At 72.5% G+C, this 20,418-nt stretch carries 18 protein-coding genes; 8 read left to right on the forward strand and 10 right to left on the reverse strand.

Going from position 1 to position 20,418, the window contains the following annotated elements; all coding sequences use genetic code 11:
- Window positions 1–76 precede the first annotated feature (76 nt).
- The 3 genes from OG207_RS33615 (at window position 77) to OG207_RS33625 (ending at window position 4,635) form a co-directional block, all read left to right on the forward strand.
- Window positions 77–976 carry a diacylglycerol kinase gene (locus OG207_RS33615; RefSeq protein WP_329103800.1) on the forward strand — a complete coding sequence of 300 codons (900 nt, stop codon included), beginning with the start codon at window positions 77–79 and terminating at the stop codon, window positions 974–976.
- A 46-nt stretch (window positions 977–1,022) separates the two neighbouring features.
- A complete protein-coding gene (locus tag OG207_RS33620; protein ID WP_329103802.1) occupies window positions 1,023–3,863 on the forward strand; it encodes a DEAD/DEAH box helicase in 2,841 nt (946 codons plus the stop codon).
- A gap of 91 nt (window positions 3,864–3,954) precedes the next feature.
- Entirely contained in the window at window positions 3,955–4,635 is a 681-nt protein-coding gene (locus OG207_RS33625; protein WP_329103804.1) for a TetR/AcrR family transcriptional regulator, read from the forward strand.
- On the opposite strand, the gene OG207_RS33630 is transcribed toward OG207_RS33625, so the two are convergent.
- From OG207_RS33630 to OG207_RS33645, 4 genes are all read right to left on the reverse strand, one after another.
- A complete protein-coding gene (locus OG207_RS33630) occupies window positions 4,632–5,603 on the reverse strand; it encodes an RluA family pseudouridine synthase (RefSeq protein WP_329103806.1) in 972 nt (323 codons plus the stop codon). The genes OG207_RS33625 and OG207_RS33630 overlap by 4 nt on opposite strands.
- 19 nt (window positions 5,604–5,622) lie before the next feature.
- Window positions 5,623–7,173, reverse strand: a complete 1,551-nt coding sequence (locus OG207_RS33635; protein ID WP_329103808.1) for a serine hydrolase — start codon at window positions 7,171–7,173, stop codon at window positions 5,623–5,625.
- A gap of 183 nt (window positions 7,174–7,356) precedes the next feature.
- Entirely contained in the window at window positions 7,357–8,196 is an 840-nt protein-coding gene (locus OG207_RS33640) for a siderophore-interacting protein (protein ID WP_329103810.1), read from the reverse strand.
- 48 nt (window positions 8,197–8,244) lie between these two features.
- Window positions 8,245–9,150: a 5'-3' exonuclease gene (locus OG207_RS33645; RefSeq protein WP_329108097.1), complete on the reverse strand. Its 906-nt coding sequence runs from the start codon at window positions 9,148–9,150 to the stop codon at window positions 8,245–8,247.
- Between the two features lie 235 nt (window positions 9,151–9,385).
- Between OG207_RS33645 and OG207_RS33650 the strand changes: the two genes are divergently transcribed.
- The gene (locus OG207_RS33650; protein WP_329108099.1) at window positions 9,386–10,000 is read left to right on the forward strand and encodes a helix-turn-helix domain-containing protein; all 615 of its coding nucleotides are present in this window, start codon (window positions 9,386–9,388) and stop codon (window positions 9,998–10,000) included.
- A gap of 5 nt (window positions 10,001–10,005) precedes the next feature.
- On the forward strand, window positions 10,006–10,737 hold the full coding sequence (locus OG207_RS33655; RefSeq protein ID WP_329103812.1) for a helical backbone metal receptor: 732 nt from the start codon (window positions 10,006–10,008) through the stop codon (window positions 10,735–10,737).
- A 693-nt stretch (window positions 10,738–11,430) separates the two neighbouring features.
- Here OG207_RS33655 and OG207_RS33660 read toward each other — a convergent pair.
- Window positions 11,431–12,549, reverse strand: a complete 1,119-nt coding sequence (locus OG207_RS33660; RefSeq protein ID WP_329103814.1) for a TDT family transporter — start codon at window positions 12,547–12,549, stop codon at window positions 11,431–11,433.
- A 70-nt stretch (window positions 12,550–12,619) separates the two neighbouring features.
- Here OG207_RS33660 and OG207_RS33665 point away from each other — a divergent pair, with 70 nt between their 5' ends.
- Complete coding sequence (locus OG207_RS33665) at window positions 12,620–13,543, forward strand: LysR family transcriptional regulator (RefSeq protein ID WP_329103816.1); 924 nt, start codon at window positions 12,620–12,622, stop codon at window positions 13,541–13,543.
- Here OG207_RS33665 and OG207_RS33670 read toward each other — a convergent pair.
- Window positions 13,540–14,337, reverse strand: coding sequence for a thioesterase family protein (locus OG207_RS33670; protein ID WP_329103818.1), 798 nt, complete (start codon window positions 14,335–14,337; stop codon window positions 13,540–13,542). The two genes, OG207_RS33665 and OG207_RS33670, sit on opposite strands and share 4 nt — an antisense overlap.
- 207 nt (window positions 14,338–14,544) lie before the next feature.
- Between OG207_RS33670 and OG207_RS33675 the strand changes: the two genes are divergently transcribed.
- Window positions 14,545–14,901 carry a hypothetical protein gene (locus OG207_RS33675; protein WP_329103820.1) on the forward strand — a complete coding sequence of 119 codons (357 nt, stop codon included), beginning with the start codon at window positions 14,545–14,547 and terminating at the stop codon, window positions 14,899–14,901.
- Between the two features lie 36 nt (window positions 14,902–14,937).
- Here the strand turns inward: OG207_RS33675 and OG207_RS33680 are convergent, their stop codons facing one another.
- The 4 genes from OG207_RS33680 to OG207_RS33695 all read right to left on the reverse strand — a co-directional run bounded on the left by OG207_RS33680 (window position 14,938) and on the right by OG207_RS33695 (window position 18,958).
- A complete protein-coding gene (locus OG207_RS33680) occupies window positions 14,938–15,732 on the reverse strand; it encodes a hypothetical protein (protein WP_329103822.1) in 795 nt (264 codons plus the stop codon).
- Between the two features lie 127 nt (window positions 15,733–15,859).
- Entirely contained in the window at window positions 15,860–16,567 is a 708-nt protein-coding gene (locus tag OG207_RS33685; RefSeq protein ID WP_329103823.1) for a gamma-glutamyl-gamma-aminobutyrate hydrolase family protein, read from the reverse strand.
- A gap of 44 nt (window positions 16,568–16,611) precedes the next feature.
- Entirely contained in the window at window positions 16,612–18,090 is a 1,479-nt protein-coding gene (eat, locus tag OG207_RS33690) for an ethanolamine permease (RefSeq protein WP_329103825.1), read from the reverse strand.
- 121 nt (window positions 18,091–18,211) lie between these two features.
- Window positions 18,212–18,958, reverse strand: coding sequence for a FadR/GntR family transcriptional regulator (locus OG207_RS33695; RefSeq protein ID WP_329103827.1), 747 nt, complete (start codon window positions 18,956–18,958; stop codon window positions 18,212–18,214).
- 77 nt (window positions 18,959–19,035) lie between these two features.
- On the opposite strand from OG207_RS33695, the gene OG207_RS33700 reads away from it, so the two are divergent.
- A complete protein-coding gene (locus OG207_RS33700; RefSeq protein WP_329103829.1) occupies window positions 19,036–20,400 on the forward strand; it encodes a glutamine synthetase family protein in 1,365 nt (454 codons plus the stop codon).
- Window positions 20,401–20,418: the final 18 nt, after the last annotated feature.

Below are 20,418 nucleotides of genomic sequence, written 5' to 3' on the forward strand. Positions count from 1 at the left end.
CACGCCCCGGCCACCGCCGGGAGGCGTACCCGGGGGCGACCGGGGCCCGGGAACGGGCTCCGGTACATTCCCGTGGATGAGCCACGAAGTCACCCTCTTCGTCAATCCCACAGCCGGACGCGGCCGGGGCGCGCACGCCGCGCAGCCGGCCGCTTCGGCCGTCCGGGAGGCAGGTTTCTCCGTACGGACCGTCGTGGGCACCGACGCGCCGGACGCGCTGGCCCGGCTGACGGCCGCCGTCCGTGAGGGCACCGGTGCGGTGATCGCGGTGGGCGGCGACGGGATGGTCTCCCTCGCGCTCCAGGCCCTGGCGGGGACGCCGGTGCCGCTCGGGGTGGTCGCGGTGGGCACCGGGAACGACTTCGCGCGCGCGATGGGGCTGCCCGTACGGGAGCCGGCGCGGGCCGGGCGGATGGCCGCCGAAGCCGTCAAGGAGAGCCGGATCAGGGAGATCGACCTGGGCCGGGTGGGCGGCGTCGACTACGAGAAGTGGTTCGGGACCGTGCTGTGCTCCGGTTTCGACTCGCGGGTCAACGACCGGGGCAACCGGATGCGGCTGCCGGTCGGGCGGTTCAAGTACGACCTGGCGATGATCGCGGAGCTGGCCGCCTTCCGGCCGTTCCCGTACCGGATCACCCTGGACGACGGGCCGGTGATCGAGACCGAGGCCACGCTGGTGGCCGTCGGCAACGGATCCTCCTACGGCGGGGGCATGCGCATCTGCGCGGACGCGGTCCCCGACGACGGACTCTTCGACGTCACGGTGGTCGGCGACTGCAGCCGGGCCACCCTGCTCAAGGTGTTCCCGCAGGTCTACAAGGGCCGCCACCTCGACCATCCGAAGGTGACCGTCCACCGGGCCAGGAAGATCAGCCTGGAGGCGGCGGGCCTCGGCGCCTACGCGGATGGCGAGCCGCTGGGGGCGCTGCCGGTGACCGCCGAATGCGTACCCCGGGCCGTCCGGCTGCTCACTTAAATGATCGCGACTGTTGTCAGAGGTGGCGGGTAGGCTCGACAACAAGATGACCGAAGAACTCTCACCCGCCGAGCGGTACGCCGCTGCCCGGATCCGCGCCGCCGAAGAGGCCTCTGCCCTGGCCCCCTTCCGCGAGATGTACGACTTCGACCTGGACCCGTATCAGGTGGAGGCCTGCAAGGCACTGGAGGCCGGCAAAGGCGTCCTCGTCGCCGCCCCGACCGGCTCGGGAAAGACCATCGTCGGCGAGTTCGCCGTGCACCTGGCCCTCCAGCAGGGACGCAAGTGCTTCTACACGACGCCGATCAAGGCGCTGTCGAACCAGAAGTACGCCGACCTCGTCAAGCGCTACGGCGCCGACAAGGTGGGCCTGCTGACGGGCGACAACAGCGTCAACTCCGAGGCGCCGGTGGTCGTGATGACCACCGAGGTGCTCCGCAACATGCTGTACGCGGGCTCCCAGTCGCTGCTCGGCCTCGGCTACGTCGTGATGGACGAGGTCCACTACCTCTCCGACCGGTTCCGCGGGGCCGTCTGGGAGGAAGTGATCATCCACCTCCCCGAGTCGGTGACCCTGGTCTCCCTGTCGGCCACCGTGTCCAACGCCGAGGAGTTCGGCGACTGGCTGGACACCGTCCGCGGGGACACCGAGGTGATCGTCTCCGAGGAGCGGCCCGTACCGCTGTGGCAGCACGTCATGGCCGGCCGCCGGATCTACGACCTCTTCGAGGAGGAGTCCGACCACGGCGGCCGCGGCTCCGCGCGCCGCGAGGTCAATCCCGACCTGCTGCGCATGGCGCGCGAGGAGAACAGCCGCACCTACAGTCCGAAGGACCGGCGGCGCGGCAAGATGGTCCGCGAGGCCGACCGCGAGCGCGAACGACGTTCCCGCGGCCGGATCTGGACCCCGTCCCGCCCCGAGGTCATCGCCCGCCTCGACAACGACGGGCTGCTGCCCGCCATCAACTTCATCTTCAGCCGGGCCGGCTGCGAGGCCGCCGTCCAGCAGTGCCTGTACGCGGGGCTGCGGCTCAACGACGAGGCCGCGCGGCTCAAGGTCCGCGAGCTCGTCGAGGCGCGGACCGCCTCCATCCCCACCGAGGACCTGCACGTCCTGGGGTACTACGAGTGGCTCGAAGGGCTGGAGCGGGGCATCGCCGCGCATCACGCGGGCATGCTGCCCACCTTCAAGGAGGTCGTGGAGGAGCTCTTCGTACGCGGCCTGGTGAAGGCCGTCTTCGCCACGGAGACCCTGGCGCTCGGCATCAACATGCCCGCGCGCACGGTGATCCTGGAGAAGCTGGTCAAGTGGAACGGCGAGCAGCACGCCGACATCACCCCCGGCGAGTACACCCAGCTGACCGGCCGGGCCGGGCGGCGCGGCATCGACGTCGAGGGCCACGCGGTGGTGCTCTGGCAGCGCGGCATGGACCCGGCGGGGCTCGCCGGGCTCGCGGGTACCCGTACGTATCCGCTGCGTTCCAGCTTCAAGCCGTCCTACAACATGGCCGTGAACCTGGTCAGCCAGTTCGGGCGGCACCGCTCGCGCGAGCTCCTGGAGACCTCCTTCGCGCAGTTCCAGGCCGACCGCTCGGTCGTCGGGATCTCCCGGCAGGTCCAGCGCAACGAGGAGGGCCTGGAGGGTTACCAGGAGGGCATGACCTGCCACTTGGGGAACTTCGAGGAGTACGCGCAGCTGCGCCGAGACCTCAAGGACCGCGAGACGGACCTGGCCAAGCAGGGCGCGGCGCAGCGCCGGGTGCAGGCGGCCAGTTCGCTGGAGAAGCTCAAGCCGGGCGACATCATCCACGTGCCGACGGGCAAGTTCGCCGGGCTCGCGCTGGTCCTGGACCCGGGCGTGCCGGCCGGGCGGGTCCACGGCAGCCGCGGCTACGAGTACGCGGAGGGCCCGCGTCCGCTGGTGCTGACCGCCGAGCGGCAGGTCAAGCGGCTCGCCGCGATCGACTTCCCGGTCCCGGTCGAGGCGTTGGACCGGATGCGGATCCCCAAGACCTTCAACGCGCGCTCGCCGCAGTCCCGTCGGGACCTGGCGTCCCAGCTGCGTTCCAAGGCCGGGCACATCACGCCGGAGCGGCGCTCCCGCGGCCGGGCCGCGGCCGCCGACGACCGTGAGATCGCCCGGCTGCGGTCCGAGCTGCGGGCGCACCCGTGCCACGGGTGCGACGAGCGCGAGGACCACGCGCGCTGGGCGGAGCGCTACCACCGGCTCAAGCGGGACACCCAGCAGCTGGAGCGGCGGATCGAGGGCCGGACGAACACCATCGCCCGCACCTTCGACCGGATCCACGCGCTGCTGACCGAGCTGGACTACCTGCGCGAGGACGAGGTCACCGTGCACGGCAAGCGGCTCGCCCGGCTGTACGGGGAGCTGGACCTGCTGGCCTCCGAATGCCTGCGTGCCAGGGTGTGGGAGGGACTGAGCCCGGCCGAACTGGCCGCCTGCGTTTCGGCATTGGTCTTCGAGGCGCGGCAGTCCGACGACGCGGTCGCCCCGAAGGTGCCCGGCGGCGCGGCGAAGGAGGCGCTCGGCGAGATGGTCCGGATCTGGGGCCGCCTCGACGCGCTGGAGGAGGAGCACCGCATCAACCAGGCGGAGGGCGTGGGTCAGCGCGAGCCCGACCTCGGCTTCGCTTGGGCGGCGTACCAGTGGGCCTCCGACAAGAGCCTGGACGAGGTACTGCGCGAGGCGGAGATGCCGGCCGGTGACTTCGTGCGTTGGTGCAAGCAGGTCATCGACGTGCTCGGGCAGGTCGCGGCGGCGGCTCCGGCGGCCTCCGGTGACAGCGGGAGCACGGTGGCGCGAAATGCCCGCAAGGCCGTCGACGCGTTGCTTCGGGGTGTAGTGGCCTACAGCTCGGTCGGATAGGCGGTTTTGGGGCTTCCTCCGAGCGTGGGGATGGCCTGATCTGTTCTCTTGCCATGATCGAATCGGATTGCTCTGTGCGACGATCGATTCCATGAGCGGGGGAGCGGACGAGGGTCCGAGACGGGTCGGTCGGCCACGTGCCGACCGGCTGAGACCGGAGAGCGGCCGGCCGCCGCGCGAGGAACTCCTCTGCGCGGCGGCCGAGTTGTTCACCGTCCAGGGATATGCGGCGACCACCACGCGGGCCGTCGCCGAACGGGCCGGGATGCGCCAGGCCACGATGTACCACTACTTCGGGGGCAAGCAGGAACTCCTCGCCGAACTTCTGGAGTCCACGGTCGCGCCCTCGCTGGTGCTGGCCCGGCAGCTGCTCGCGGACGAAGGGAGGTCCGCCGCGCGGCGGTTGTGGGAGCTGTGCCGCTCCGACGTGCTGCTGCTGTGCGGCGGGCCGTATGACCTGGGGGCGCTGTACCTGCTGCCCGAGCTGGGCGCGTCGCGCCTCGCGCGGTTCCGTCGGATGCGCGGGGAACTCAAGGACGCCTACCGGGTGTTGCTCGCCGGGACCCGCGTCGGCGCCGAACTGGCCGGGAACGAGGCGGGACTGACGCTACGGGGCGACCTGGTCTTCGGGCTCATCGAGGGCGTCATGCTGATCCACCGCACGGATCCGCAGCGGCCGGTGACGGTCTTCGCGGAGGCCACCGCGGACGCGGCGCTGCGGATCGCGGGCGTCGCCCCGCCCGGCGAATGGCGGCCGGCGGCCGGCGGCTAGCCGCCGGTCCCGGCCTCCCAGCCCGCGCGGTCGTCCCAGGCCTGGAGGGTGCGGCCGCTCTCGAAGCGGTGCACGCGCGCGGTCACCGGGTCGGTGAACGCCAGTACCCGGGCCAGGAGTTGCAGCGGCCTGCGGTAGTCGTCCGGGGCCGGATCCGTGACCTGCGGATACACCGGGTCGCCGAGGATGGGCAGGCCCAGGCCGTTCATGTGGACCCGCAGCTGGTGGGTGCGGCCCGTGCGCGGGGTCAGCCGGTAGCGGGCCAGCCCCTCCCGGGCCTCGACGCATTCGACCAGGCTCTCGGCATTGGGCTCGCCCCCGGGCACCTCGACCGCCGCGATGACCCCGCGGGTCTTCTCGATCCGGCTGCGGACCGTGCGCGGGAGGGTGCCGGCGCGTTCCGGGTCGTACGGTGCGAGGGCCTCGTACTCCTTGTGCACCTCGCGCCGCTGGAAGAGGAGCTGGTAGGCGCCGCGGTCCTCGGGCCGGACGCTGAACATCACCAGTCCCGCCGTCAGCCGGTCCAGCCGGTGCGCGGGGCTGAGGCCGGGCAGCTCCAGCTCCTCGCGGAGCCGGGCCAGGGCGGTCTCGGTGATGTGGGAGCCGCGCGGGGTGGTGGCCAGGAAGTGCGGTTTGTCCACGACCAGCAGGTGCGCGTCCCGGTGGACGACGGAGATCGGGAAGGGCACCCGCGGCTCCGGCTCCACGTCCCGGTGGAACCACAGGTAGGCGCCCGGCTCGTACGGGTCCTCCGCGCGCAGGACCCGTCCGTCGGGACCGAGCACGCGGCCCGCGGCCAGCAGGCGCGCGACCGAGTCGGCGCCGCGGGTGCCGGCGTAGCGCGCCGCCAGGTAGTCGCCGAGATCCGGCCAGGTCCCGTCCGGGTCGGGCGGGAGCCGCAGCCGGACCGGGTCGATGCCGGCGCGCTGGGGGAGGGGCGAGGGGGGTGGCTGGGCTCTGCGTCTCATCGGGGAACAGGCTATGCGGCTACTGCCGGGTGAAGGTGCCCAGGTGGTCGGCGTCGAGGTATTCGATGCGCAGGGTGCCGTCGGCGAAGACCACCCCGGTGCGGCCGACCGCGTTCTCGCCCGCGGTCACGAAGCTGAAGGTGTCCCCGTCGTAGTGGGTCAGCGGGAAGCGCAGGGGCTCGGGGCCGAGGGCGAGGGTGAGCGCGCCGTCGGCGTCGGCGGACACGGTGGCCCTGCCGTAGTAGGGGTTGTCGTAGGTTCCGGTGTACGCGGCGCTGTCCCGGGCCGGCTGCGCTCCGGCGGGCGGGTGGGCGTAGTCGGTCTTCGATCCGTTCGGGGGTTCGAGGGCCGTCGCGTAGGCGGAGGCGGCGAGGGCGAGCCAGTCGGTGGAGACCTTGCCGTGCTCGGCGTAGTCGAAGAAGTCCAGGGCCACGGCGTCGGGCAGGCCGACCGGGGCGCCGTTGGTCAGGACGACGATGCCGAGCCGCTCCAGCGGGAGCATGGTGACGTTGGTGTTGGCGCCGAGGTCGAAGGCGCCGGAGTGGCTCAGGCGCGTGCGGCCGGCGCCGTCGTAGCTGACGTTCCAGCCGAGGCCGTAGAAGCTGGTGGTGCCGACGGCGTTGGTCGGCTGCGACACGATCTCGGGCACGTGGGTCCGGGCGAGGGCGTCGGCGGGAATGATCCGCTTCCCGTCGAGGGTGCCGCCGGCCAACTGCAACCGCAGCCAGCGGGCCATGTCGGTGGCGGTGGAGCTGACGCCGCCGGCCGGGGCCTGGGCGTCCGGGTCGCGGACATGGCGCGGGCTCCAGGTGCCGTCAGCGTTCTTGACGTGGGTGGAGGCGCGGTCGGGAGAGTTGATGAAGGCGGAGAACTCGGTGCTGGTACGGGTCATGCCGGCGGGCTTGAAGAGGGTGTCGGCGCTGAGCTTCTGCCAACTGGTGCCCTTGGCGCGGGCAACGGCCTCGGCGGCCGCGGTGAACCCGAAGTTGGTGTACGCGTAGCTCGCCCGGAACGGGCCGAGGGGCTCCAGGCGCAGGTGGTCCAGGATGTACGCCCGGTCGTATCCGAGGTCTTCGAGGAGGTCGCCGGCGTGGTCGGGGAGGCCGCTGCGGTGGGAGAACAGGTCGGCGGTGGTGACGTGGTCGGTCACCCAGGGGTCCTTCAGGGAGAACCCGGGCAAGGCGGTGCGGTCGTCCCACCCCCGGGGGTCGGTGAGGGTGCCGGCCACGACCGTGGAGGAGACGGGCTTGGACAGCGAGGCGATCTGGAAGACGGTGTCGGGGCCGACCTTCGCGCTCTCGCCGGTCCTGCGCAGCCCGTAGCCCTTGATGTGGACCACCTCGTCGTCGTGGACCACGGCCACGGACACGCCGGGGACCCCGGTGCGGCGCATCATGTCCTCGACGGTGCGGTCGAGGCGGGCGACGGCCTTGTCGACGGCGGCGTCCGTGATCTGGGGCTTCGGGGCGGGGGGCGGGGTGGGCGCGGCGATGGCCGTGCCCGTCACGCCGGCCGCCGCGGTCAGGAGGGCCGCGGCCCCGGCTGCCCCGAGGGCGGGGAGCGTACGCATGGGGTCATTGTCCTGCCGGGGGAGGCGGAGCGCCCGTTGCCGTCCGGCGGTGGGCGCGTGCGGCGCCGTTGCCGGGAGCGCTGCCCCCGGACCCCCGTGCCTCAAACGCCGGCGGGGCTGAAAAGACCGGGGCTCAGCGCCTCGAACGCCGGCGGGGATGTGCCCGCCGGCGTGGGGAAACCTTTAGGCAGCGGCGCGGTGTTCCTGTTCGGCCTCGACCGAGGCGTTCCAGTCGCGCTTGATCGCGCGCCAGCCCTCGTCCGTCTCGCCCAGGCGCCAGTAGCCCGAGATCGACAGGCGCTCGCGCGGGACGCCGCGCTCCATGCGCAGGTGGCGGCGCAGCTCCTTGACGAAGCCGGCCTCGCCGTGGACGAAGGCGTGGACGTCCGTGCTCGGGAACTCCATGGCCATGACGGCCTCCACGAGGGCCTCGCCCACCGGGCGGTCGCCGCGGTGCAGCCAGACCGGGACGACGCCGTCCGGGGTGGCGAGCTTCAGCTCGTCGGCCGGGCCGTCGATCTCGACGATGGCGTGGACCCGCGCGCCCGCCGGCATCCGCTCCATCGCGGCGGCGATCGCCGGCAGGGCGCTCTCGTCGCCCACCAGGAGGTGCCAACCGGCCACCGGGTCCGGGGCGTAGGCGCCGCCCGGGCCGAGGAAGCGTACGACCTCGCCCGGCTGGACCCGCGCCGCCCAGGGGCCGGCCAGGCCCTCGTCGCCGTGGACCACGAAGTCGAGGGTCAGCTCCAGGTGCGCGGGGTCCCAGTTCCGTACGGTGTACGCGCGCTGGCGCGGCCACTGTGCCCGGGGAAAGTCGGCGCGGATGCGTTCAAGGTCCCACGGAGCGGGGTAGGTCACGCCCGTCGGCGCGAACAGCAGCTTGACGTAATGGTCGGTGTACTCGCCCACGCCGAACTCCCGGAGGCCCTCACCGCCCAGCACGAGCCGCACCATGTGCGGCGACAACCGCTCGGTGCGTACGACGACGGCGGTGCCGACGGTGCGGGCGCGTCCTTCTGCCACGGTGACTCCCCTGACTCCACGAAACTTAGCCTTACCTAAGTTATCACCTCAGGGGCGCAGCACGCTGCTCAAGCGAGCGACTGCACCCCCCAGACCCCACCGATGGGCTAGCGCAGCCACCAGTTCGGGTTGTGCCGGGGCCGTCGGAAGGGCCGGGTCGAACGCCGGGAGCGGCACGTCCGAGGCCACCTGGACCACCTTGGGGGCCACCGCCAGATAGGGCCGGGACTCGTCCAGCCGCTTGCGCTGGGTCGGGGTCAGCTTCGACTTCGGGTCGTCGACCGCGGCGATGATCCCGGCCAGGGTGCCGTAGGCGTCCAGGAGTTTGGCGGCCGTCTTCTCGCCGATGCCGGGGACGCCCGGCAGGCCGTCGCTCGGGTCCCCGCGCAGCAGCGCCAGATCCGCGTAACCGGGGCCGTCCACCCCGTACTTCTCGCGGAGCCACGCCTCGTCGGTCACCTGCAGGGTGCCCACGCCCTTGAGCGGGTACAGCACCCGCCGCTGCCGGGCGTCGTCCACCAGCTGGTACAGGTCCCGGTCGCCGGTGACGATGTCCACCGGGCCGCTCGCGCGGGCGGTGAGCGTACCGATCACGTCGTCCGCCTCGTACCCGGCGACCCCGACCCGGGCGATGCCGAAGGCGTCCAGCGCCGCTTCGATGATCGGCACCTGCGGGGCGAGGGTGTCCGGGGTCTCCTCCACGTCGGGGCCGGTCTCGGTCTCCTCGGCCACCCGGTGCGCCTTGTAGGAGGGGATCAGCTCCACCCGCCAGTGCGGCCGCCAGTCGGCGTCCATGCACGCCACCAGATCGTCCGGCCGGTGGTCCTGGACGAGCCGGCCGATGAAGTCGAGCAGCCCGCGCACGGCGTTGACCGGGGTGCCGTCGGGGGCCTTCACCGAGTCCGGCACACCGAAGTAGGCGCGGTAGTAGAGGGAGGCGGTGTCCAGGAGCATCAGGCGTCGTGTCGTCACGGAGTCGATGATGCCGCAACGCCCCCCGGCGGAGGGCCCGGCCGTCCGGACGCCACGTGCCACGACGGACAGTGAGCGCACGGGTACGGGAAGAGCCGTGCACGCGAAACCGGAGGCGGTTGCTGCGTAAGGTGCTTACAGCACACCGATGTGCGACAGACATGGGGAGGGCAGCCCCGACATGAACGACAGGGACGGCACCGACGGCATTGATGGCATGGACAGCAAGCTGAACGACAGGGACGACAAGAGCAAGGACAAGGACGGCAAGGAGCCGCTCCGAGTGGGCGTGGCCGTGCGCAAGCGGCGCCGCGCGCTCCACCTCACGCTGGCCGCGGTCTCGGCGCGCAGCGGCCTGTCGGTGCCCTTCCTGAGTCAGATAGAGAACGAGCGGGCCCGGCCCAGCATGCGCTCCCTGGAGCGGGTCGCGGACGCGCTGGAGACCACGGCCGTGGAACTGCTGGCCGCCTCCGACACCGCGCGCACGGTGGACCTCGTACGGGCGGGTGACGCCCCCGGGCTCACCCCGGTCCCGGGCGTACGTCCCCTGGTGCGCGGCCACCACCAGCTGCACGCGATGGAGTTCACCGGGGACCAGGACGCCGGACGCGAGTACCAGCACCGCAACGACGAACTGATGTACGTGGTCGAGGGTGCCTGCCAGGTTGAAGCGGAGGGGCGGGCGTACCGGCTGGAGAGCGGGGACGCGCTGTTCCTGTCCGGCGGCGTGCGCCACCGCTGGCGGGCGGTCACCGAGGAGACCCGGATCCTGGTCGTCGCGGTGGGCGAGCACATCCACGCGACCTCCGAGCCCCCGTCTCCGGGACACTGAACGACGTGCGGCGGATCGTCTCGCTGGTGCCCTCGCTGACCGAGGCGGTGGCCGTGAGCGCGCCGGGGCTGCTGGTCGGGGTGACCGATTGGTGCACGCACCCCGGGGACCTCGGCGACGCGGTGCGGATCGGGGGGACGAAGAACCCGGACGTGCGGCGGATCGTGGAGCTCCGGCCGGACCTGGTGATCGCCAACGAGGAGGAGAACCGGGCCCCCGACCTGGCGGCGCTGCGCGCGGCCGGGGTGGAGGTGCTGGTCACCGAGGTCCGGACGCTGCCGCAGGCGCTGCGGGAGCTGGACCGGGTGTTGGTGGGGGCGCTGGGACTGGCGAGGCCGGGCTGGCTGACGGACGCGGAGCGGGCGTGGGCCCGGGTGGAGCCGCCGGCGCCGCCGCTCGCGGAGGTCACCGCGTTCGTGCCGATCTGGCGGCGGCCGTGGATGGTGCTGGGCCGGGACACCTTCGCCGGGGACCTGCTGGCGCGGCTCGGGGTCCGCAACGTCTACGCCGGACACCCCGAGCGGTATCCCCGGGTGCCGGTGGAGGAACTCGCTGCGGCCGCCTGCGACCTGGTGGTCCTGCCGGACGAGCCGTACCGCTTCACGCGCGAGGACGGCCCGGAGGCCTTCCCGGGCCTGCCGGCGGCTCTGGTCGACGGCCGGCACCTGACCTGGTACGGGCCATCGCTGGCCGCCGCGCCGGCGGTGCTGTCCGAGCAGCTGCGCGCCGCGCGCTGATCGGCGGTCCGCTCCGGCTGTGGCTGGTCGGGGGTGTTGGGGCTTGGCCCTGTTTCCTGCGCCTCAAGCGCCGGCGGGGCTGGGTGGTGTGGGGCGGTGCGGGGTTGCTGCGCGGTGCTTGGCTGTGGCTGGTCGGGGGTGTCGGGGCTTGGCCCCGTCTCCTGCGCCTCAAGCGCCGGCGGGGCTGGGTGGTGTGGGGCGGTGCGGGGTTGCTGCGCGGTGCTTGGCTGTGGCTGGTCGGGGGTGTTGGGGCTTGGCCCCGTCTCCTGCGCCTCAAGCGCCGGCGGGGCTGGGTGGTGTGGGGCGGTGCCCCGCCGGAGTGTCTCCTCGGCTCGCGCGGTGCGGCATGTCGCGGTGGTGCTCGGTGGTGCGCGCTCGTCCTGCGGGGACACTCCGCCGTGTCCCCGCCCCACGGCAGGGCTCCGACAGTGCCCCGAAGCCGCCCCACGGCGTACTCCACCAATGGACCGAAGCCCCGCCCCGTGCTCCTGCAGTGCCTCGAAGCCGCCCCGACGCCTGGGGAGCGGGGACGGGGAGGGGTGTCCCCGCAGGACGAGCGCGCAACCACCGCGCACAGCCGAGACCTGCCCGCCTGGCGCGAGCCGAGGAGACACCCCTCCCCGGCACCGCGCACCAGCCCACACCGCGCCGGGATCCCGGCCCGCAGGCAGACCCGGACCCGCCCCGCGGGGCCTAGGTGGGGAGGAGGCGGCCGGAGAGCAGGCCGTGGAGGGTGTGGGCGGCGGCCAGGAGCCAGGCGGTCAGCAGGCCGAGGAAGAGGGCGGTGGCGAGCCAGGCGAAGGCGGTCAGGCCGGTGTGGTGGGCGAGGCCGGTGGCGCCGGTGACGCAGGTGCCGACGGGGAAGGTCAGCGCCCACCAGGTCATCGCGAAGCCCATGCCGCCCCGGGCCGCTCGTACCAGCATGGCGACGGCCAGGGCCAGCCACAGCAGGGCGAAGCCCATCACGGGGACCCCGTAGACGACGGCGAAGGCGCCCAGTGCGCCGGCGTAGGTGCCCTCGATCGACTGGGGGGCGACGTCGGCGAGCTGGTTCACGGCGGTGGTCGACTGGCCGAGGGGGCCCAGGACCAGGAACAGGGTCGGGGTCAGGGCCAGCGGGAGGGGGCCGCCCACGATCAGCCGGCCGAAGATCAGGGGGAGCATCAGCAAGGTGGCCAGCAGGCTGATGCCGAACATGGCGTAGCAGGCGAGCAGCAGGGTCTCGCGGGGCTGGCCGGCGGGCAGGTGGGGTATCAGGAGCGGGCCCAGGGCGGCGGAGACCATCGGTGCGACGAGGGGGAGCAGCCAGACGGGAGTGGCCTGTTTGGGCTCGACCTTGTGCCGTACGACCATCAGGTAGGGCACGGCCACGGCCATGAACAGGCCGATCGCGGTGCCCGCGGTGAAGAGCACGGCGTCCACGGCGACGGCGGCGCCGGTGCCGATGAGGTCCTTGCCGACGACGAGGGCGCCGCCGCCGACGGCCAGCAGCGCCATCGACAGGCACCCGTAGAACGGGGCGACGGCCGGGTCCAAGAGGTGGGCGCGGGCCTGGTCGCGGTGGTGGATCCAGTGCCCGGCCCGGGCCGTGAGCAGGACGGCGAGGAGGATGGCGGACAGACCCCAGAACAGCTGACAGGCCACGCGCTGGCCGGGGAGCTGGTACGGGAGGGTCGCGCCGGCGTTGGCGAGGATCGCCGTGCCCATGACGCAGGCGTACCAGTTGGGGCCGAGGTGCCGCAGTGCGGGGGCCTTGTGGGCCCGGACCGCGGGAGTGGTGTGAGTGCGGGGTCGCACGAGGGTGGTGGCCATGGATCCAGCCTCGCGCCGGGGCGGGCGGGGCGGCAGAGGCCATCTCCCTATGAGGTCATAAACTGATGTTATGGGTAATGAGGAGTGGGTTCCGCTGGCGCACCGGGTGCCGGACCTCGGTGCGCTGGAACTGCTGCTCGCCGTCGCGCGGGTCGGCAGCCTGAGCGGTGCGGCCCGGCGGCTCGGCATCACCCAGCCCGCGGCGAGCAGCCGGATCCGGGCGATGGAGACCCGGCTCGGTGTGGCCCTGGTGGACCGATCGCCGCGGGGGTCGACACTGACGGCCGAGGGCGCGCTCGTCACGGACTGGGCCCGGCGGGTGGTGGAGGCGGCGGAGGCCTTCGATGCGGGTGCGCAGGCGCTGCGCGGACGCCGGGACTCGCGGCTGCGGGTGGCCGCCAGCATGACCATCGCGGAGTACCTGCTGCCTGGTTGGCTGATCGCCCTGCGCGGGCAGCGCCCGGACACGGCGGTGTCCCTGCACGCCGGGAACTCGGCGGTGGTGGCCGAGCGGGTCCTCGCCCACGAGGCCGACCTCGGCTTCGTCGAGGGGCTGACCGTGCCCGAGGGGCTGGATTCGGCGGTGATCGCGCAGGACCGCCTGGTGGTGGCGGTGGCCCCGGGGCACCCGTGGGCGCGCCGCACCCGGGGGGTCGCGGCGGCCGAGTTGGCCTCGACCCCGCTGATCCTGCGCGAGCGGGGCTCGGGCACGCGACAGGTCCTGGACGCCGCGCTGGCCTCGGCCGGCGGGCTTGCCGCGCCGCTGCTGGAACTGGCGTCGACCACGGCGGTGAAGGCGGCGGCGCTGGGCGGTGCCGGGCCGTGCGTGCTGTCGGAGCTGGCCGTGGTGGACGAGCTGGCGGCGCGCCGGCTGGTGGAGGTGCCGGTGTCGGGCGCCGGGCTCGGCCGGGCCCTGCGGGCGGTCTGGCCCGCGGGTGCCCGCCCGGCCGGCCCGGCCCGGGACCTGCTGTCCCTGACCCGGGGTACCCCCTAAGAGAGCGGGCGGACCGTGAGGATCTGTTCGGCTTGGCCGACCGGGCCGTCGGCGTCGTGCAGGACGCTGCTGGTGAGCCCCTGCCCGGACGGGCCGAAGGCCACGGTGGTGTCCAGGCCGGTCCACGGGCCGCGGGGCCGGCGGTGCAGGTGGACGGTCAGGTCGAGGTTCGGGAACATCCACGCGGTGGGGTCCTGCTGGACCGCGATGCCGTTCGCGGTGTCCACCAGCGCCATGTACGAGGCGAGGGCGCCGACCGGCTCGCCCGCGACCAGGGCGACGGACGAGGACACCCAGGCCGCGGCCCGGCCCCGGCGGGAGGGGGGCGTCCGGCGCACCTCGACGGAGGAGACGTAGCCGCCGTTCCACTCCTCGTCCATCGCCCAAACGTCGAGTTCCTCGGGGGCGGGCAGCCGCTCGTGGGGGCTGTCGGCCACGGAGGAGGAGTCCAGGGTGGCCAGCAGCCAGGCGCGGGCGCGGACCACCGGACGGCCGCCGATGACCACGCTCGCTTCCAGGAGCTCGATGGTCCGGCCCGGCCGGAGGGTCTCGACGGTGATCTCGCACTCATCGAGGGCGATGCGGCCGAGGATGTCGTAACTGATCCGCGCGAGCGCCAACGGCTCGGGCCGCTGCGCCAGGTGTCCGTCGATCGCGTGCACCACGAGGCCGGCGAGCGGGCTGAAGTGCTGCTCGTCGGTGTTCCACGCGCCGCCCGCGTGGGCGGTGGGCTTGAAGCTGTGCTCGCCCGTCCGCTCGTAGTAGCTCTCGGGTGCGGCGGCGCCGGTGGTCACGGGATCTGTCTCCTCGGATGGGTGTATTGATCAAGCATCGTAGGAGGTGCCGTTCCTCCCGTCACTGTGATCCGGCGGACACGGGGGCGGGAGTCGTGCGCCCGTTCGGGCGAGGAGGGAACGATTCGCCGCGGCGCGGAGGGTGACCCCGGGCGGACCCGCAGGAAAGGTGGCTCCCGCACGCGTCCCCCCACGAGGAGAACCCTGATGCGTCTTCGCCATGCCGCCCTCGCCGCCTTCGGCGCCTTCACGCTCCTGCTGACCGTCCCGGCCTCGGCCTCGGCCGCCACGGGAGAGTTCCAGTACACGGTCTCCGGCCTCGACGGCAGCCCGCTGAGGGTCGTGCTGGAGGACCCGGCGAGCGGGGAGTGCATCACCCTCCCCGAGGTCGCCGATCCCTCGGCCAGCTCCCCGGCGCACTCCCCGCGCAACCGGACCGACGAGGTGGCGATCGTGTTCACCGAGCCGGACTGCACGGGCAGGGAGTTCAGGCTGCGGCCCCGCACGGGCTACGGCACGGAGCGGCTGGAGCTGCGGTCGGTGCTCTTCGTCCGCCCCGAGTGAGGGACGGCGCCCAGGTTCGGTGCCACGCGGGGAGGCTCAGCTCTCCGAGCTGAGCCGCTTCGTCAGGAGCGAGCCCACGACGATCAGGGCCACGCCCAGCCACCACATGTTGTCGAAGATGAGGACGGCGATCCCGACCGGCACCAGCAGGCCCGCGAGCGGCAGCAACAGGCTGGCCCGGCCGGGTGGTTCGGGGCCCTCGCCGGTGGCCTCGCGCACTGCGCGGGCGCGGACGACGTCCGGGTACCAGGCGGTGAACTTCAGCGCGGCGACGATGGCCAGGATCTGGATGATCCAGCCCGTCCAGATGTTGTTCGGGTTGTGCAGGACCAGGTCGCCGTAGGCGCCCGCGGCGGCCGCCACCAGGAAGGCCATCCCCCACACGCCGGTGATCATGTAGTTGGTCCGCAGGAAGGCCGGAGTGTGCCAGATCGACGGATCCACCTGTTCCCGGGCGTACTGGATCGTGAAGGGCATCCGCACGGCCATCGACCCGAAGGCGATCACGGCGAGGGTGATGTTCGCGACCTCGCCCGCGTACGTCTCCAGCCAGCGCAGGGTCCCGTCGCTCGCCAGGGCTCCGACGACGGCCATCGAGGCGAAGAACACCACGTCGGCCAGTTCCAGGATCTTCCAACTGCTGCCGCGGTTGACCAGGTGGCTCGTCGCGATGAGCGCGACGGCCGTGGCCAGCGCCAGGCCGACCGCGAGCTCGAACCGCCCCGGGCCGACCAGCAGGGAGAAGACGATCCACGGCGCCATTCCGATGACCGGGTTCTCCAGGATCTTGGAGACCGGGCCGGATGCCTTGCCCTCCGCTTCGGTCTGCATCCTTCCAGCCTGCGCGCCCGGCGGAGGACCGGCCATTCGGGACGGGCGTTCACGCACCCCGCCCGTCCCCCGCGCATCGTCGTGCGCGGGGGACGGGCGGGGTACGGAAGCGGGAAGGGCGCGGGCGTCAGCCCACCGGTACCGCGGTGCGGACGGAGGCCGCCTCCACCAGGGCGGACATCACGCGCGTGTCCGTGTCCCGCTCCGGGTGCCACTGCACGCCCAGCACCCAGCGCTCGGGGTCGGGCACTTCGATCGCCTCCACCGTGCCGTCGACCGCGTGGGCCGAGACGACCAGGCCGCGGCCCAACCGGTCGACGGCCTGGTGGTGGTAGGTCGGGACCTGGGCCTCCTCCGGGACCAAGTCCGCGTACCGGGTGCCCGGGACCGGACGGACCGGGTGCCGGGACATGACGCCCGGGGTGTCGACGTGGCCGTCGATGTGCTGGATCAGCGTGCCGCCCAGGGCCACGTTGAGGGCCTGCATGCCCCGGCAGATGCCGAGCAGGGGCAGGTCCGCGTCCAGTGCGGCGGCGATCAGGGCCAGTTCCCAGTGGTCGCGGACCGTGGCGGGGGCACCCGTACGGGAGTCGCGCGCGGCTCCGTAGTGCACCGGGTCCAGGTCCGGACCGCCCGCGACGACCAGGCCGTCCACCCGGCTCAGCACCTCCGCCGCCGACCCGGGCTCGTCCGGCGGGAGCAGCACGGCCGCGCCGCCCGCCGCCTGGACGAGTTCGTAGTACCCGGTCGGTACGAGGGACGTCGGCAGGTCCCACACCCCGTAGCGGGTGGAATCCTCGACGTAGGTGGTGATGCCGATGAGCGGCCTGGGCACGTTCGTAACCTCCAACAGGGGCGGAGCAGGGCAGGAACAGGGTTTCAGTCGCGGGTCAGTTCCGCCTCGGCTTCCGCGAGAGCCGCGAACTCCTCCTCCGGGGCCGAGGCCACCAGGTGGTGCCGGCTGTAGAAGGCGAAGTAGGCCAGGGCGACGGCGTACACGGCCAGGGCGATGAACGCGGCGTCCTTGTCCACCAGGAAGGTGGCGACCAGGGCCGACAGGGCGAGTGCGAAGGCCACCGAGGAGGTCAGGATCCCGCCCGGGGTGCGGTACGGGCGCTCCAGGTCCGGCTCCCGGCGGCGCAGCACGATGTGCGAGAGGGCCATCAGGGCGTAGGAGATGGTGGCGCCGAAGACCGCGATGTTGAGCATGCGGGCCCCGTCACCGGTGGCCGCGGCGAGGGCGAAGCCGATCGCGCCGGGGATGATCAGGCCCAGGTACGGGGCCTTGCGCTTCGAGGTGAGCGAGAGGAAGCGGGGCAGGTAGCCGGCCCGGGAGAGGGCGAAGAGCTGGCGCGAGCCCGCGTAGATGAGGGAGAAGAAGGAGGCCACCAGGCCGGCCAGGCCCGCGTAGTTCACGAAGCGGCTGAGCGCGGTCGGACCGCCGTCCCCTTCCAGGGCCACGACCAGCGGGTTGCCGGCGGCCTTGACGGCGTCGGCGCCCTGGGCGCCGGTCGCGGCGAAGAAGGTGATCAGGGCGAGCAGGGCGAGGATGCCCATGGAGATGGAGAGGGCCTTCGGCATCGAGCGGACCGGGTCCTTGGCCTCCTCGGCCGCCAGCGGTACGCCTTCCACGCCGAGGAAGAACCACATGCCGAAGGGGAACGCGGCCCAGATGCCCAGCACGCCCAGCGGCAGCCAGGAGTTCGAGCCGAAGGCGTCCGCGTCGACGGGGATGTCGTTCAGGCCGGAGGCGTCGAACTCGGTGAAGGCCCCCACGGCGAAGATCAGCAGCGCGGCGACGGCGATCGCGGTCACGACGAGGCTGAAGCGCAGTGCTTCGCCGACGCCCCACAGGTGGACGCCGATGAAGATGACGAAGCAGCCGAGGTATACGGGCCAGCTGGAGGTGAGTCCGAAGAGGCCGAGGGACTCGACGTAGTCGCCGATGAAGATGACGATCGCGGCCGGGGCCAGGATGTACTCGATGAGGATGGCGGTGCCGGTGAGGAAACCGCCCCACGGGCCGAGCGCGCGGCGGGCGAAGCCGTAGCCGCCGCCCGCGGTCGGCAGGATGGTGGACAGCTCGGCGAGCGAGAAGACCAGACAGGCGTACATCGCGCCCATCAGGACGGTGGCGATGGCGAGGCCGCCGAAGCCGCCCTTGTCGAGGCCGACGTTCCAGCCGGAGAAGTCCCCGGAGACGACGTAGGCGACTCCGAGACCGGTGAGGAGCAGCCAGCCGGCGCTGCCGCGGCGCAGCGTCCGGCGCGCGAGGTATTCGTCGGGGCCGTCCCCGCCGTCGGGGGACGTGGTGGGTGCGGGTACGGCGGCGAGCCGTGCCTCGATGTCGTCGGCCATCGTGCGCTCCTGCCTCAGGGCAATGGTTGTGGGGCGTACCTTTGCCGTAGAGGAGTGGAGTGCGCAAGACCTCTGCGTTAAACAGAAGTTACGAAACCCTCTCGGGCGTCCCCGGCGTCGCTCAGGTCAGGAAGCCCCGCAGGAGCGCCGCGGTGCCGCAGCAGTGCTCGCGCATGGTCTCCCGGGCCCCGGCCGCGTCGCCCTCCAGCACCGCCTCCACGAGCGTGCTGTGCTGCTGCTGGGAGTGCTCCAGGTTCCGTACGAGCAGCGGGATGCAGTCCAGCAGGTCGTTGACGGTGGCCCGGACGGCGGCGTACTGGGCCGTCAGGGTGGCGGACCCGGCCAGTTCGCACAGGGTGAGGTGGAAGAGCGTGTCCTGGCGGCGGTAGTCGGCCAGCGGGGCGTCGTGGGTGGCGGCCAGGGCGCCGAGCAGCCGTTCCGCGCCCTCCTCGGTCAGGCCCTGGGAGGCGCACAAACCGGCCGCCCCCACCTCCAGGACCTCGCGGAACCGCAGGACGTCCTCGATGTCCACCCCCGCGACGCGCCGGCGCAGCTCCTCTTCGGCGCCGCCGGCCGGGGTGTCGGGGCGGGACAGCACGAACGTTCCGCCGTACCGTCCGCGCCGGGCCTCCACGAGCCCCTGGTCCTGCAGCACCTTCAGCACCTCGCGCAAGGTCACCCGGCTGATCCCCATGCGCTCGGCCAGCTCGCGCTCCGGCGGCAGCCGTTCGCCGCCCGGCACCAGACCCAGCCGGACCACCTGGAGGATCTGCTGCAGCGCTTCCTCGAAACCGTTGCCCGCCCGCACCTGCCGCAGCACGGGATTCAGTCGCGCGACGGCGTCGCCTTCGCTGGTCGTATCGGTCATCTTGACTTCTCCCCTTCCCAAGCAATGGTTCTATTCAATACCTTAGGCCTCCTCGGCTCACCGAAGGAGAGATTCCAGTGGTAGACCGCAAGCCGCCGCTCGCGCCCGAGGAGCTCCGCTCCCTCGTCGCCAGTGGTGAGATCGACACAGTGGTCCTGGCCTTCCCCGACATGCAGGGGCGGCTCCAGGGCAAGCGGTTCGCCGCACAGTTCTTCCTCGACGAAGTCCTCGAGCACGGTACCGAGGGCTGCAACTACCTCCTCGCCGTCGATACCGACATGAACACCGTCGACGGTTACGAGATGTCCTCCTGGGACCGGGGCTACGGCGACTTCGCCATGCACCCCGACCTCGCCACCCTGCGCCGCATCCCCTGGAACCCCGGCAGCGCCTTCCTCCTCGCCGACCTCGCCTGGAACGACGGCTCGCCCGTCGTCGCCGCGCCCCGGCAGATCCTGCGCCGCCAGCTGGAGCGCCTCGCCGAGGCCGGCTACACCGCGATGGTCGGCACCGAGCTGGAGTTCATGGTCTTCCAGGACACCTACGAGCAGGCCTGGAACTCGGGCTACCGCGACCTGACCCCGGCCAACCAGTACAACATCGACTACTCCGTCCTCGGGACCGGCCGCATCGAACCCCTGCTGCGCCGGATCCGCAACGAGATGCAGACCGCGGGCCTGATCGTCGAGTCGGCCAAGGGGGAGTGCAACCTCGGTCAGCACGAGATCGCCTTCCGCTACGACGAGGCGCTCACCACCTGCGACCAGCACTCCGTCTACAAGACCGGAGCCAAGGAGATCGCCTCCCAGGAAGGTGTCTCGCTCACCTTCATGGCCAAGTTCGACGAGCGCGAGGGCAACTCCTGTCACATCCACCTCTCGCTGGCCGATACCGACGGACGCAACGCGATGGCCGGGGACGGTCCAGGCGGAATGTCACCGGTGATGCGACACTTCCTGGCCGGCCAGCTGGCCGCGCTGCGCGACTTCTCCCTTCTCTACGCCCCGAACATCAACTCGTACAAGCGTTTCCGGCCGGGTTCCTTCGCGCCGACCGCCGTCGCCTGGGGCGTGGACAACCGGACCTGCGCGCTCCGGGTCGTCGGCCACGGCCGCTCCATGCGCTTCGAGAACCGCCTCCCCGGCGGCGACGTGAACCCGTACCTCGCCGTCGCCGGCCTGGTCGCCGCCGGGCTCTACGGCATCGAGAACCGCTTGGAACTTCCCGAGGTCTGCGCCGGCAACGCCTACACCGCCGACTACGCGCACGTCCCCGCCACCCTGCGCGAGGCCGCCGAGCTCTGGGAGAACAGCGAGATCGCCAAGGCCGCCTTCGGCCCCGAAGTGGTGGCGCACTACCGGAACATGGCCCGCGTGGAACTCGACGCCTACGACTCCGCGGTGACCGACTGGGAGCTGCGCCGCTCCTTCGAACGCCTGTAGCCACCGCACTCCACCGAA

The sequence above is a fragment of the Streptomyces sp. NBC_01439 genome (assembly GCF_036227605.1).
GTDB lineage: Bacteria > Actinomycetota > Actinomycetes > Streptomycetales > Streptomycetaceae > Streptomyces.

Bases quoted from the DNA above. Each gene is read 5' to 3' on its own strand.
- OG207_RS33615 (WP_329103800.1), top strand. From the start codon at position 77: ATGAGCCACGAAGTCACCCTCTTCGTCAATCCCACAGCCGGACGCGGC.
- OG207_RS33620 (WP_329103802.1), top strand. From the start codon at position 1,023: ATGACCGAAGAACTCTCACCCGCCGAGCGGTACGCCGCTGCCCGGATC.
- OG207_RS33625 (WP_329103804.1), top strand. From the start codon at position 3,955: ATGAGCGGGGGAGCGGACGAGGGTCCGAGACGGGTCGGTCGGCCACGT.
- OG207_RS33630 (WP_329103806.1), bottom strand. From the start codon at position 5,603: ATGAGACGCAGAGCCCAGCCACCCCCCTCGCCCCTCCCCCAGCGCGCC.
- OG207_RS33635 (WP_329103808.1), bottom strand. From the start codon at position 7,173: ATGCGTACGCTCCCCGCCCTCGGGGCAGCCGGGGCCGCGGCCCTCCTG.
- OG207_RS33645 (WP_329108097.1), bottom strand. From the start codon at position 9,150: ATGCTCCTGGACACCGCCTCCCTCTACTACCGCGCCTACTTCGGTGTG.
- OG207_RS33650 (WP_329108099.1), top strand. From the start codon at position 9,386: ATGGACAGCAAGCTGAACGACAGGGACGACAAGAGCAAGGACAAGGAC.
- OG207_RS33660 (WP_329103814.1), bottom strand. From the start codon at position 12,549: ATGGCCACCACCCTCGTGCGACCCCGCACTCACACCACTCCCGCGGTC.
- OG207_RS33665 (WP_329103816.1), top strand. From the start codon at position 12,620: ATGGGTAATGAGGAGTGGGTTCCGCTGGCGCACCGGGTGCCGGACCTC.
- OG207_RS33675 (WP_329103820.1), top strand. From the start codon at position 14,545: ATGCGTCTTCGCCATGCCGCCCTCGCCGCCTTCGGCGCCTTCACGCTC.
- OG207_RS33680 (WP_329103822.1), bottom strand. From the start codon at position 15,732: ATGCAGACCGAAGCGGAGGGCAAGGCATCCGGCCCGGTCTCCAAGATC.
- eat (WP_329103825.1), bottom strand. From the start codon at position 18,090: ATGGCCGACGACATCGAGGCACGGCTCGCCGCCGTACCCGCACCCACC.
- OG207_RS33695 (WP_329103827.1), bottom strand. From the start codon at position 18,958: ATGACCGATACGACCAGCGAAGGCGACGCCGTCGCGCGACTGAATCCC.